This window comes from Roseobacter fucihabitans (assembly GCF_014337925.2).
Lineage (GTDB): Bacteria > Pseudomonadota > Alphaproteobacteria > Rhodobacterales > Rhodobacteraceae > Roseobacter > Roseobacter fucihabitans.
Genome location: NZ_CP143423.1, coordinates 1,615,150 through 1,630,182, shown reverse-complemented (window position 1 = coordinate 1,630,182; position 15,033 = coordinate 1,615,150). Strand labels below are relative to the sequence as shown.

Sequence of the window (15,033 nt, the reverse complement as noted above, 5' to 3'; positions counted from 1 at the left end):
GAAACGGAGGTCTGAAATTTCCGATCCCCCTCAACAGAAGAAATCGCGCACGGCCCATGTGTCCGCTCGTGTTGTGCCACAAGAAGCCGGCCCCGCGCCCCAAAACGCGGCGGTTCCCGATTGGGCGCTTGAAACACCCCCACAAGACCCTCTGGCGGCCAGCCTTGCGGAAGCCATGCGCCATTGCGGGCGGGATGTGGCGCTTGAAACGCTTACAAACGGGCTCGCCCTGCCAGCGGATGGCCGGTTGACGCCTGATCTTGCGGTCTTTGCGGCCGAGCGTAACGGGATGCCTGCGCGGTTGGTGCGACGCCGGCTGAGTGATATTTCAGATGAGAGCCTGCCGGTTGTTTTGCTGTTGAATGGCAAGGATGCCTGCGTTTTGTTGAGGCGCAACCCGGACGGCACATGTGTGATTTTCCGGGCCAATCAATCCTGCGAGGCGGTCACCGCCAAGATTACCGCCCTTGAGGAGAGCTACTGCGGCCATGCGATCCTGCTTCAGCCACAAGCGCAGTTGCAGCCCGATACGACGCGAACCCATGGTGAGCGGCATTGGCTCTGGGGGGCCCTGCGCCCCTACTGGCCGGAATATACGCAGGTCATCCTGGCCTCGATCCTGATCAACCTGCTCGCCCTTGCAGTGCCACTTTTTACCATGAATGTTTATGACCGGGTGTTTCCAAATGCGGCATTGATCACGCTCTGGTCGCTGGTTGCCGGTGTGGGGTTGGCGCTGGTTTTTGACGCCATCCTGAAACTTGTGCGCGCCGGGATCATCGACCGCATTGGGCGCAAGGTTGATCGCAGCGTGTCGGCGAGTGTGTTTCGCCATGTCGCCAACCTGCAACTGGACGGTGAAGTCCCGGCTTCGGGGGCCTTGATGAACACGCTCAAGGATTACGAGCAGGTCGCAGAGTTCTTCTCCTCACAGACGCTGGCCAATCTGATCGACCTTGGGTTTGCCGTGCTGTTCATTCTGCTGATCTATTATATCGGCGGCCCGCTCGCCCTGCCCCCGGCTGTGGCGCTTGGGTTTGTGTTGATCATGGGCCTTTTGATCCTGAGCCCGCTGCGCGGTGCCTCGGAGAAAAACCGCGCAACCGGAGGGGCCAAAACAACCGTGGCCGCCGAATCCGTGGCTGAAATCGAAACCCTGAAGGCGATTTCAGGTCAGGGAAGAATGCAGGCACGCTGGGAAATCCAGAGCGCGCAGGCCGCCCAGGCACAAGCCCAAAGCCGCAATCTGGCGACCTTCGCCACCACCGCCACCGCGCTGGCCACGCAGGCCTCCTCGATTGGGATCGTCGTCATCGGCGTCTATCTCGCCCTGGAAGGCCAGATTACCATGGGGGCCGTGATCGCGGCCATGATCCTGTCGGGGCGCGCGCTGGCCCCCACTGCCGCCGTAACCGGTTTATTCGTCAGGGGGAGCTTCGCGCTCTCTACCCTGCGCGCGCTGGATGCCTTGATGAACAAACCCTCCGATGCGGACCCGCGTCCGCGTGCACTCAACACGACCTCACGCACGGGTGCGCTGGAGCTCAAAGGCGTCTCATTGACCTATCAGGGCGCGGTGTTGCCCGCCCTCAAAACCGTCACACTCTCTATTGCCGCCGAAAGCCGCCTGGGTGTGATTGGCCCGATTGGGGCAGGCAAGACCTCTCTCATTCGCGTGATCGCGGGGCTGTGGCCTCCGAGCGAAGGGTTGCTCTTGCTGGATGGTCTGAACACGCAACAGATCGCCCCCGCAACGCTGCGCAGCATGGTGCAACTGGTGCCACAGGAAGCGGTTTTATTTTCGGGCTCGCTGGCTGAAAATATCGCATTTGGCCTGCCCGGCGCGCGCGATGAGGACATTCTGCGCGCCGCGCGTGATGCGGGTGTGGACCGGATTGCCGCCGCCCATCCCGATGGTTTTGCTATGCAGATCGCGGAGCGCGGGCGCAACCTGTCGGGCGGTCAGCGCCAGATGGTCGCGCTGGCGCGCGCGCTGCTACCGCGCCCGCGCGTCCTCATATTGGATGAGCCGACCTCCTCGATGGATATGCAATCCGAAGCCCTGTTCATCGCGGGTGTCGAACGTGCTCTGCAACGCCGCCCCATGACGCTGATTATTTCCACGCATCGCATGGCACTCTTGCAGCTTGTAACCCATGTCGCGGTTCTGGCGCAGGGCGAAGTGCAACAGCACGGTCCCAAGGATGACGTGCTGGCACGCTTGAAACAGCCTGCACCGGAGTCGAGGCCATGAGCGGGTCCGAGTGGAATTTTGAGCAGGACCCCGCCGCCCCACGCGCCGGGCGCGGATGGTTTCTGACGATCTTTCTGATCTTGCTGGTGGCCTTTGCCGCGCTCGCCATCGCCTGGGCCAGTTGGGCACGTGTTGAAATCGTCGCGCGCGCCACGGGTGTTGTCGTCCCTTCCGGGCGGGCGCGCAATGTCGAGAGCCTTGAGGGGGGGATCGTCCGCGATATCTTGATTTCCGAAGGCGATACCGTCGAGGCTGGCGAGGTTTTGATCCGCATTGATGACATCGGCGCCGCTGCCAGCATGGGCGAAATCACGGCGCGACGCGATGCCCTGCGCGCCCGCGCCATGCGGCTTGAGGCGGAACTCCTACAACGCAATGCACCCGATTTCTCGGGCCTTGATCTGGCCAGCGATCACCCGTTGGCGCTGCGGGAACTGGCGCTGTTTGACAGCCGCAAAGCCGCCGATCTGTCACAGCGCACGATCCTGATGTCGCAGGTTTCCCAACGCGCCCAGGAAATCGAGGAATTGACCAGCTCTCTGGCCCGCATCGACGAAAGCCTGACGCTGCTGGATGAGGAAATCCAGCTGCGCAGCGATTCCGGCGTCGTACCCCGTGCACAGATTATCCCGATTGAGCGCGAACGCACCGTCAAACGCCAAGAGCGCGATGGCGTGCTGAGCCGACGCGCACAGGCCAAAACCGCGCTTGGCGAAGCCGAAGCGCGCGTGTTGGAATTGAACTTGAACCGGCGCGCTGAAATCAACGCGGAACGTTCCGAAACACTCAACGAACTTAGCATCATCGACGAAACGCTCAAACGCGCCTCCGATGTGCTGGCACGCACCAGCCTGCGCGCGCCGGTCGGTGGCATCATTTCCGTGCTCAACGTCAATACGCTGGGCTCGGTCATTGCGCCGGGCGAAGAGGTGGCGCGCATCGTGCCCGCCGGGGACAAGCTGGAGGTCGAAGCGCGCGTGCGCCCCGAGGACATCGCCTTCATCCGGCTTGATTTACCGGCCAAGGTGAAACTCACCTCCTTTGATTTCACGATCTACGGTGCGCTGGATGGCACGGTTGTGCGCATCGGAGCGGATGCGGAACGCGATGAGACCACAGGCGAGACCTATTTCCCGATCATCGTGCGCACCGACACAAATACGCTCAGGCGCAACAATGAAACCAATGAAATTCGCACCGGTATGATCGCGTCAATCGACATCCTCACGGGCGAACGCACCGTGCTCGATTATCTGTTGAAGCCGCTGCGCAAGGCCCGTCTTGAGGCCCTGCGCGAGCGTTGATCTCAGAGGATGGCGGTCTGGGCCGCGCCAACGCTGTCCTCAAAGATCACCTCGACCTGCTTTGGAATACCGCCGCCTGCTGAGGCGATATTGAACGCGGTCACGCCACCGACGTCCATATCCCCGGTCACCGCATTATAGCTTGCAAGCGCGCCGATATCATCAACGCCGTTGATCGCGTTGCTGAGGTCCACCCGGTCCCCTGCCCCAAAATCGGTGATGATATCGGCCAGATCAATCGGACCCGAGGACAGCACGAAATCATCCGCCCCCGCACCGCCGGTAAGCGTATCAAGACCACCGCCACCTTCAAGGCGATCATCGCCCTGCCCGCCGCGCAACACGTCAGCATGATCCGAACCGATAGCGATATCCGCACCGGCACCCAAATCGACGGTGAAGCCCGTCGTTGCGCCGCGCAGATCCACGAAATCGCTGCCGCCCATGAGTTGGAACTCGGCAATTCCCGCGTAGGGCCGGTCCACCGCGTCCCAGATGACCGCCTCATCGGCCTCAGTGCCGGTCGCGATTGTACCGCCCTGCCCGGCATCACCCGTCACATCCGACAGAACCACGCGCGTCAAACCATCCGGGCCCGTTGCGGTTGTGCCGCTATCGTGCATCTTCATGCCCTCTGGCGCCGAAACGCCCGCCAGCAGTGCAGCGGGGCTCTCGCCCGCATCAGCCTCGCCACCTCCGGCAACCACGGAACCTGTAGGAGCCACAGGCACATCACTCGGACCGGATGCCGCAAGCGAAATACCTGCGGTGTTTTGCATTCCCGATAGCAGTTCGGGCTCGGCGACATTGACGCTGGTTTCGCCAAGTGTTGGCGATATTGCCACGTCGAAATTCAGCGGGGTCACGGGCGGCGCATTTACCACCAATGTCACATCCAAAGGCTCTGGCCCGGTTGTGCCGTGATTGGAGGTTGCTGTCACGGTGCCCGTAATCGGATCTGCGAAACCCGGCGGCACTGTCAAGGCCAAGGCCGCGACCAACAGTGCAAAATCCGCTGGCGCAAGTGCTGCACGGCTGAGTGTCAGGGTTTGGCGATCAGGGGAAAATACCCCTGCGGATGCGGTGATCCCGCCTGCCAGCGGCGCATCAAAACGCACGACCACTTCGTCCAGCGTTTCCGAGGGCGTCGCTTGCGTATCGGTCACGCTGGCGCTGATGCCGAGCGGCACGTCATAGGCGTTGGATGCGTCTTGCGGCGTCTGGATCACTAACGTGCTCAGGTCGATATCCACCTCGCCCAATACGGCGAGATCAAAGGTCTCTGTCACATCGCCACCCTCATTGGTGGTGGCACGGACGGTGGCCGCCAGAGGTGTTGCGTTGGTGGCAAAATCGGCCGGGAAGGTCACCGACAGGGCTGCGAATTCGGCCTCCGAGAGGGTCACATTCAAGGTCCCGGACACTGAAACCGGGCCATTGCCGAAATCATAGGTAGTGCCCGCAGGAACCCCTGCCAGCGTGAAGGTCACGGAAGAGATGACCTCGGAGCCATCCGCGTCAGAGACCAGCAACACAACGTTGGACGCCGGCGATACGCTCAGCGGCGCATCGGATTCCTGAACCTCGAGCACAGGGTCCGTGATGGTGATCGCCAGATCCGGCGTCGGCGTAATGGCAAAGCCGAGCGCCGAGACATCGGAACCCTCGGTATCCGTATAGCCATAGGTTGCATTGGTATCGGTGGAGACGGCGGTCACATTCAGACCGGCTGTTCCGGAAAAATCGGGACCTGCGTTGAACGTAACAACACCCGCTGGCGCAAAGAATGCCCCATTCGGATCCGTCGCAGAGCCGCTGAGCACGCCCGGGATCGTTACGATGCCGCTCGCAGGCGTGGTTTGCGCAACCCCGTCGAGGAAAATCGTGCCGCCCGCGGGCACCTCGATCTCAAAGGAAACCGTTTCATGCGGGTCGGGTGTGCGCCCGACAAGCTCCACAGTATAGACGGCGTTGTCGCCCTCAACACCGGTGGGGGATGACAGGCTGGCCGTGAGATCAGGTTTATCGGCATCCGGCAAGACGCGCAGAATGAATTGAGTCGAGGCGGATGCCTGGTCGAAATTGGCAAGTTCCAGCGTATTCACGCTGATGTTAATCGGCACTTCGGCCAGAATATCCGCATCCAGGCTGTCCGGTGTGCGGCTGTGTTCATCCTTCAGGCCGATCGTCAGCGTTGCAAAATTCTCGCGTGACACCGTGAATGTCCCATCGCCGTTATTGATGAAACTCCCCCCAAGCACCACGTAGTCGGGCAGCGGACCAATCACGGCGGATACCGCTTCTGAGCCGTCCTGATCCGGCCCAATGCCCGGCAGGATAATGTCGGAGAGCAGCTGCGGCTTGTCCTCGACGATCGTGACAATCGGCACGGCACCGGTCGGATCCGTAACCAGCGGCAGGCCGGTCTCAGTGGGCGTCTGATCAGGATTGTAATCAAACACCGGCGTATCCGCGACGGGGATCACATCAATTGTACGTGTCACGGTACTGGTCAGCGTGGAATTATCGACGTCTTGTGTTGTTGCCGTGACGCTCAGCGTCAGTGCCCCGCTGAAATGGGTCGTGGGCCGTATTTCGAGCCCTGCAAGATCGGCGGGCGTCAATGTATATTGTGCGCCCGAGCCACCATCCGGTGTGATCAAACCAGAGGGACCAAAAAGTTGCGCGCCCGTATCCCCGCCCAACGTGACGATGACATCACCGGTCTGGCGCTCGCCGCCATCCGCACTCGATATGTCGATATTGGCAGCAAAATTCGTGTCCTCCAGGACAGAATCGGGGCCATTAAAGGTGATCAACGGTCCATCGACCACGGGGTTGATCACCGTCAGCAACTCACCCACATCGCTGGAGAAAACATTGCATGTGTAATTGTTCAGAACGGTCGTGAATTCGATATTCGGCAGCGCATCGTAAGGGTCCGCAGTCCCGAGGGTCTCGCCGGGGTTAAACGGATCGGGCGAGGATTCATTGGGCGGAGGCGTGTAGATAATGCTCCCCGTAGTCACGGTTCCGGTGCCGCCCAATTGGGCGAAATCAATCACATATTGGCCGGTAACCGGGTCAAACAACACAGCACTTGCCGGATCAGCCGAAAGCGTAGCACCCGGTGGGATGCTCAGGCCCAGACCAACGTCGCCCGAAACACCAAGCGGCAGGTTCGTCAGATCAGCAATCGACGTCCAGGGACCATTCGGCACAATTTCGATTTGAAAGGCATTTGCCGTGTCTTCTTCGCCAACACCAACCAAGCGGAATTCCGGCACGGGCAGAACGCGCGGATCATCCGGCGGACACACAACCGGCCCGACAAAGTTCCCCGATGGCAAGACAAGCAGGGACAGCGGCTCGGATTGCACCGCGCCACCCGGCAAGGCTTCGATCGCATCCAGTACATTCTGAACGCTGACCCCTGGCCCGACACTGGGGATGCTGGCTGTATCCGCATCGGCTTCCAGGATAATCGCGTTGAGCGTCATATTGTAATAGGTCGGCTCGGTGACCTCCGTCGGGCGGATGGTCAGAGTGTTAAGCTGCGACTGTGAGACGACAAAACTGTCTGCGGTTGGATCAACCGGAGTGCCCCCGGCAAACCTGATGCCGGCGGGAATGTCGGAGATCAAAAAGTAGATCGTTTCCGAACCGTCCGGATCACCATCCGTAAATGTGATCTCACTGCGTGCACCGGTAATCGGATCAGCGGCGGTAAATGGATCGGCGACACCCGCAAACCCATTCTGCAAGAACGTATCACTGACCCGCTCGGTCAGGGAAAATATGGTATTGTCATAGCCCGCATAGGCATAGACCAAATCCGCATTCGAAATCCCATCCGTTGTCTGCCCTGGAAGGTAGACCGCATTGATGTCCGATTCCGCAATGCCGCCCGAGGTTTGATCGGGGTCGGCTTGCTGTAGATCCACCACCGGATCATCCGCGATGCCCTTGACGTTGATCGTCACGGTGCCGGTTGCCGTGGTCTGCGCTTGGGGGTTGACGGGATCGCCAGGGTTCAGCGGGTCAATATCCTCGACATAGGTCACTGTGACATCAAACACGACAGGGGGTTGCCCTGCCAGAGTGCTGCTGTCCTGCCCCGGCAGCACATACAGGGTCGCTGCTTGCGTTTGCGATATCAGATAGGTGTCCACCGTGCCGGGTTGCGGCAAAATCTCATTGCTGTAGAGCGGATTTCCCGCGCCATCCACGCCGGTTTGATCGGGCGCGCCGTCAAAGAAGCGCGGCAGGCGGCCTTCGGCGTCACTGCGCACATTCGTGATCGTGAAATCACCTGCAATGCTCTCGGGCGAGCCCGCAGAATTGCCGGCGTTGTCGATGATATTGCCATCCAATTGCACCAGCACCGCCGTGTCTTCGGTCGTGCTGATGGTTTCGGAAGGATCACCGCCATCTGCAACGGGGGTCACCTCAATGTTCACATCGACCAGCGTGGTCTTGCCAATACCGCCGCCATCCGCTTCCTGCGTCACGATATCGACTTCGATCGGGATTTTTCCGGCAAAATGCAGCGGGATGCCTCTGAGCTCCACATCCAGCCATTGATCGTTTTCAAGGCTCCAATCCGCTGTACCGTCGCTGTTCAGGCGGGTCAGCAAGGCGGGGACCTTGGGTCCGGTGGGGTTGGCTGGATCGGTCACATAGACCGTGATGCCACGGGGAATATCGCGCAGCACCGTGGAAATAATCGTCTCAGACCCGTCCATATCATCAATAAACGGCGTGAATCCAAAGGGGAGCACACCGCCCGCATCATCAATGACCTGCTCGTTTCCGATTTGGAACAAAATCACCTGGCCGCGGTTATTGACCGGGTCGACATCAACATCAATGGTGATATCCGCCTCAACATCTGCTGTGGTCAGCGTATTGCCATCGGTCACGTTCAATTCGAAGTTCAGATCCCCCCCAAAGAAGGTACCATCCGCGTTAAACGGGTCCCCCGCACCGCGATCCACGTCATAATCTTCATAAAGCGCCGGGTAGACAGGGATGGCACCCTCAAACGACACCACATCCGCCTGGAAGGTAATCGTCAGCTCGCCGGTATTGGCGTCATAGGCGGCGCTGTCGATCTTGGCAAATTCGCTCGCGGAAATCGGGCCGCTGCCATCCAGCGTAAAGAAATCCGCCTGTGTCAGCGTGACGTTGGACGCGGTCTGCGTAATCCCGATCCACGAGGAGGGCAGATTGGAAATCACCAGCGTGTTCAATGCCTCCGAACCGTCGGTATCCGGTGTGTCGGCATTCAGATGCAAGAAGGCCTGCACCTGTCCGGGGCCGGAGCCATCTGCTGTGCTCTCCAGCAGGGTCACTGTCTCAGTGCCAGTAACGGAGGCATCATTGCGGCGCGCCAGAACCTGGGGGATGATCTCCTCGAGGCTGCCGCTGGCGACAAAATTGCCGTCCGTCACAAAGAGCCCCGCTTCCAGCGAGGCTTCTGCTATTGGCCTGACCGTCACGACGGTCTGGAACGCCTGAGAGGCGGTATTGTCGCCCGTGTCGATTTCACTGTCCCCGGTGCGGGTTTCGCTCCAGGAGACATCCCCCTCCAAAGTGGCAACGCCGGAGAAGTTCTCAGGAAGGCGCAAGCGCATGCGCGTGATAGCTTGCGCAAAATCCGCATCTGACACACCGGACGCGCGGGCAACTTCGAAGGCAACGACATTATCGCCGGCCACCGCATCGGTCTTGGTGACATCCACGAAACGGTTGCGACCGCGAAAGTTCAAAAACAGATCAGCGTCATTGGCCGGATCAAAAGCGGCACTTTGTGTATCCACCGTGACCGTGAATGTGACGGCGTCAAAACGTTCCGATCCGTCCGTGTCCTGCAACGACAAGCGCCGGATACCTGCATCAATGAATTTGAAGTTATTGATGTTTTCATTTTCGGTACGATTAACCGTGGACAGGGTAATCTGATCCACGACCGCATCCACGTCGAGATCCACGCCATCCTGTGCGGTTGCGATGTTATTCGTCAAACCGGCGGCAGTATCCACGGCCGTGACCGTGGCCAAAAGATCGTCGCCAACAACTGTTTCAACGTCCCTGTCATCATCCGCCAAAGGGGTGACGCGCAGGGCGGCATCAAAACTGGTCACATTCGGATTGAGCGTGATACTCAGCGTATTGCCGGTGATCGTTGCGCTCGCAATATCACCCGCACCCTGCTCGAAGAGTGCCAGGTTGACCGCCCCGTCGCCCGCCCGCAGCCACCCGGCGGGGACGTTTTCAATCGTGATATCACGCAGCGCTTCTGATCCATCCATATCCGGTGTGGAGGCCTCAATCACCAGCAGAAAAGAGGCATCCTCCTTTACCACGAAATTATCCGTGCCGACCGCCGTGACGGCCGCTTCGCTTGCATCCACGCTCAACGAAATAACCGGCTCCGCGACCGGTGTGACGCTGACCAGGAAGGACGCAGATTGCCCCGCAGCGCCGGTTTCATTGGTCACAAACGTCGGCGTGACGGTGATCACACCGGAGAAATGCTGCGGCAGGCTCGCGATCTGCAAATTGCTAAGATCAGCGGGCGAGCCGGTCCATATGTTGGAGGTCGCAGTCAGGACCGTGCCATCAGAGAGCAACGTCGGCCCGTTCGCAGGCAGCCCCGCGAAGGAGACCGACACACCGCCCAATGCGACCTCTGAGCCATCAATGTCGGTGATCCCAACGGCCAGACCCAGATCAATCGGCGCGCCAAGGTCTTCGATCACGGTCGGCTCGGAGCCGGTGATGGCAACATCGCCCTCAGCCGTCACGGTGATGAAGAAATTGTCAGAGGCCACACCGCCGTTCGGGGTGCTCAAGGTCTCGCCATTCAGAAGGGCCTCATCGGTGGTGAATGTGACCTGCCCCGAAATTGTGCTGGCCGGGCTCTCAGTTGAAAAATCATCCGGCAGACGCAGGATAATGTCCTCATAGGCGGCAAGCGATGACACACTCAGCGGGAAGGTGCTGGCGGTCAGGGCCGCGAAACTTGCGCCGTTGTCAAAGGATATCTGGCTGCCCGTCGGGAGGCCGGTCAAGGCCACATCGACCAACGCAATGGATTCCGAGCCATCCGCATCACTGGCGACGGCGCTCAAGGCGCTGGCAAGGGCGAACTGCAGCGGGGCCTGCGAGGTCGTATCAGAATCGACCACACCGGGCGCATCGTTTTCCGACAATACCAAGGTGCGCGGCCCCGACAGCGTGATATCCCCTTCCGGGGCCACGGTGACGTCGAAACTCTCGGTCGCGATACCACCCTCATTGGTGGTTGCGACCACGGTGCCGGTCAGCCCGCCGCTTAACGATTGCGTCGCGTAATCCGCAGGCAGGCGGATGATCAGGTCGTTATATTGTGCCAATGTGCCGGTGAAATTCAATGTGGCCGAGGCCGGCGTGAAAGTCACGCCATCGATCGAGAACAGCGTGCCCGAAGGCAGGGCGTTGAACGTCACATCCACCTGCGTCACGGTCTCGGACCCATCCGCATCAGTGGGCACAGGTGCGAGGTAACTGGAGGGTGCGAAATCCACCGTGGCATCGGTTTCCTGAAGCGTCGCCGTTGCGGTGACGTCAATACGCACATCCCCCTCGGGTGTGATGCGCAGGGTCACGGGCACATTGGCCGTCCCATCAGAGGATACCGCCGCGATGTTTCCGGTAATAGCACCGCCGGGCAAGGCCGGACCTGTCACAGATTCGGTTGAATAATCCGTCGGGAATTGCAGACGCAGCGCGCCGTATTCCGCAGGCGTACCGGTGAAGGTAAATGTGCCGCCAGTCGCGGGATCATAGGAAACGCTTGAGGCCGGAACGTTTTGGATCACCACACCGGGCGGCAGGTCCGAAAGCTCCAGGGTGATGGATTGCAGCGTTTCTCCAGCCCCGACCGAAACCTGCCAGGCCTGGGCGGGGTTCACCTCGACCGTTGCATCGGTTTCGGCGGTAATAATGTCGGTAATCGCAAAATTGATATCGGGCGTGGGCGTGACTACGATCACCTGGCTGCCGCTCTGGCTGCCCTCAAGGGTGGTGACGACTACATCCGCGGTGAGCGTGCCGGAATAATTGCCCGGCAAATCCAGCGCCAGATCGCGCGCTTCCTGCACCGTGCCGGTCCATTGCGCGCCCGATAATGTGCCTTGGGTGACGGTGGTGCCTGCGGGCAGATTGCCAAAATCAATGGTCACAACCGCGCTGAACACCGAGCCCGGCACTTCGGTTTCCGAGCCATCGTCATCCGTGATCGCAATGCTCAGACCCAGCGGGACACGCACACCGCTGCTGCTGTTATTGACGCCGCCATCTTCCTGCGCATCCACACGCAGGGGCACGGTCAGGGCGATGTCATTGACGAAACCGACATTGACCTGCGCTGATGCCGTGACCTGACCATCCACGGGTCCATCCACGCCGTTCTGGGCATCCTCATCCGTGGTAATTGCGGCTGTAACGGTAATTGGCAGGGTCGTGGCACCTGTCACATCGTCCCGGTTGGCCGTCGAAAAATCCGCCGGAACAGACACGGAGACCGCCGCGAAGGCCGCGCGCACATCGCCCACGGTCGCGGTATCAAAGGTCGCGGTCAGTGTTTGCGTTTGATCCGCCGCTGTGGTGAGCGCAGCATTGGCGGGCAGGCCTGAAAAATCCGCCAGGGTATAAGTTGTATCGCCGGGCAGACCGGTAATGGTCAGAACCAGCGTTTCGATTTCCTCCGACCCATCCAGATCGGTCGCGCGCGGGTCGAGAAGCTGGCCCAGCGTGAAACTCTGCGCGGTTTCTTCCTCAACAAGATCGGCAAAGGGCAAGACGTCGATTGCGGCATCCCCTTCCGGCCTGATCACCAATTCGACCGGTCTTTGGTTATCACCTTCATTTGAGCGCGCAAAAAGCGTGCCGGTGATCGGGTTCGGCCCGGTCGAATAATCGATTGGAAACTCAAGGGATAGCACAGCGTATTCAGCGAGCGTGCCCTCAAACGTAAAACCGCCACCCGCAACCGGGTCATAGGTGATGTTTGTTGCTGGCACGCCCTGCACAACCACGCCCGCGGGCAGGCCCGTTAATTCAAGCCTCACAAACTCTAACACTTCGCGTGGCAACGCTGGATCAGTATCACTGACACTCACGGACCAGGTGACCGCTGGGTTCACGATCACCGGCGCGTCGGTTTCAGCCTCTTGAATATTGCCAGGCGCAAAATCCACATCACCCGTGGGGGTAACCGTAATCGTCTGTGAGGATGTCACGCTGCCTTCATCAGTCGTGGCGGTGATCACGGAGGTGATGATGCCAGAAAAATCCTCCTCGAAAGTGACGCTCAACGCGTTGGCTTCTGCCTGCGTACCCTCCCAACGACCCGTAGTTGGATTGAACAAACCCGTGCTGAAGACGGTGTTCGGCGGCATATTCGTGAAATCAATCTTGACCAAGGCGTCGGATTCAGACCCATCACTGTCACTGATCGCAATGTTCAAATCAAGATCGACGGTAACGCCGCTCCCGTCGCCATCCTCGATCCCGGTTGCCGGTGGTGCCGCGATGTCGACATCGGGTTCGGCCTGCACAATAATCTCGAGCGGGCGTGTCTGGCTGCCGCCTTCGGTGGTTGTGGCACTCAGAACGCCGCTGATGGTCGTATCCGGGTTTGTGGTCGAGAAGTCATTGGGCAGCCGCACCTGCAAATTTTCATATTCTTCAAGCGTGCCGGTAAAAGTGATGGGACCGTTAACCGGCCCGAACGTCGTCCCGCCATCGAATGAAACCTCGCTCCCGACAGGCAAACCATTCAAAACAAGTTCAACGTTGTCGATCAACTCGGAGCCATCGGGATCCGTGACGATTGGTCTCAAAGCATCCGCAGGGCGCACAATGAGCGGCGCATCGAGCGGCCCATCCGTTTCAAGCGCTTGCAAAACACCCGTGCCCGCAAAGCCGAGGTCTTCTTCCGCCTCAATCGTGATCGGGAAATTCACGTCAGAACTGCCGCCAAAGCTTGATGTGGCCGTGATGCCAACGTCCAGATCACCCGGCGTGCCGTCCACCCGGCTTTCGCTTGAGAAATCGGATGGGAAGTTCAGCGTCAACGCCTCATATTCCGCCTGTGTGCCGGTAAACGTAAAGGTTTGCGTGGCCCCGTTGGACACGAAAGACCCGCCCGTTGCGGTGGTTCCAAATGGCAGGTTCGGCACCGTGATGGTGATCACACTGATCTGCTCTCCATCAGCTGCATTCCCCGCGCTGATACCGACGTAATCGGCAAAGCGGAAGCCAAGCGCCGCGTCCGTCTCGATCAGACGCGCCTCACCCAACAGGGCCAGCTGCACATCCGGCTCACCCGTTAAGGCCGCGCCATCATCCACCCCGAAATCGCGTTCGCGAAATTCTGGAAAAGCGAAATCCGTCGGGGGCAGCAGTGGCGAAATACCGATGCCAATCAACGGATCGCCAATTTCGACCGGATCCTGCTCACCCGATCCGCCCGCCGGGCCATCCCCGGCACCGGCCAGGGCGAAAACGCTGACCTCGATTGCATCAGCGATGGTCTCCCAATCGGCCTGATCCAACGCAACGGTGACGATGTTCTGGGACGGTACGCTCAGCGTGTCGGCGGTGACCAGAAAATCACCCTTTGCCCCGTCCAGCAGGCCGACGATACGGCCATCCGGCTGCACAAAAAGCAGATCATCCCCGAGCAACAGAGGCTTGGACATCACGGTGCCTTCGGGAAAATACACATCCGCCTTGGATGAGGCGTCCATGAACACAACATCGATATCGGCCTGCCCATCCTTGAAGCTGGCCATCATATCGGCCAATTCCTGTTGTGTCGTCTCTGCGGAAATTTCAAATTTATCGCTCAACCGAACATACCTCATAAGGATGTAAAAACATCAGATTACCATTGTCGCGCTGCTCAGCCTGGCCATCTGTTGATCCCATCCGGACCCTCAAAAATGCTCGGCTCGTCGCGCCTCGTCTCAGCTCTTGCAGACCGCGCGACCTTCACTCGAAAGGTCCGCTAAAACCCGCTTTAAGTTCTTGATACAATTTAATGGAATACATATCAAATTTGAATGGTTTTTTCGGTTAATCGCATTGATTTGACGCGGGGTTCTCAAGCTGGAGGCAATCGCCTCTGCGCAAACCCTGCGTCATTCGCAATTCTGTCGGCAGTGGGGAGCCAAATGTTAGGATCGATCCTGACCCAGGGCGTGAATGCAATTGGGGGTGTAGGCCGGGCGTCGGCCGCACAAGCCGCAAGGCCGTTAACGCGCGTTTTGCCAAGACGCGATGGCCCTGTAGGGGATCGTCAGACGTTCGACATGCGGGCTCGAACGGAGCCGCTCACAGCTTCGCCCAATCCGCCAAAGCAACCTGCGGACCACCCGGCGGTTGCAGGGTCTAAAACGCGGGCCTACTGGCAAAACAAAAACC

3 protein-coding genes are annotated in these 15,033 nt (G+C 59.7%); 2 read left to right on the top strand and 1 reads right to left on the bottom strand.

From position 1 onward, the window contains the following. Nucleotides 1-58 precede the first annotated feature (58 nt). Both ROLI_RS07930 and ROLI_RS07925 read left to right on the top strand, forming a co-directional pair. Nucleotides 59-2,254 carry a type I secretion system permease/ATPase gene (locus ROLI_RS07930; protein ID WP_316247465.1) on the top strand — a complete coding sequence of 732 codons (2,196 nt, stop codon included), beginning with the start codon at nt 59-61 and terminating at the stop codon, nt 2,252-2,254. Next, nucleotides 2,251-3,558, top strand: coding sequence for an HlyD family type I secretion periplasmic adaptor subunit (locus tag ROLI_RS07925; RefSeq protein ID WP_187430849.1), 1,308 nt, complete (start codon nt 2,251-2,253; stop codon nt 3,556-3,558). Before ROLI_RS07930 ends, ROLI_RS07925 begins: the two co-directional genes overlap by 4 nt. 2 nt (nt 3,559-3,560) lie before the next feature. Here the strand turns inward: ROLI_RS07925 and ROLI_RS07920 are convergent, their stop codons facing one another. Continuing rightward, a complete protein-coding gene (locus tag ROLI_RS07920; protein ID WP_187430850.1) occupies nt 3,561-14,459 on the bottom strand; it encodes a hypothetical protein in 10,899 nt (3,632 codons plus the stop codon). Between the last annotated feature and the right edge of the window lie 574 nt (nt 14,460-15,033).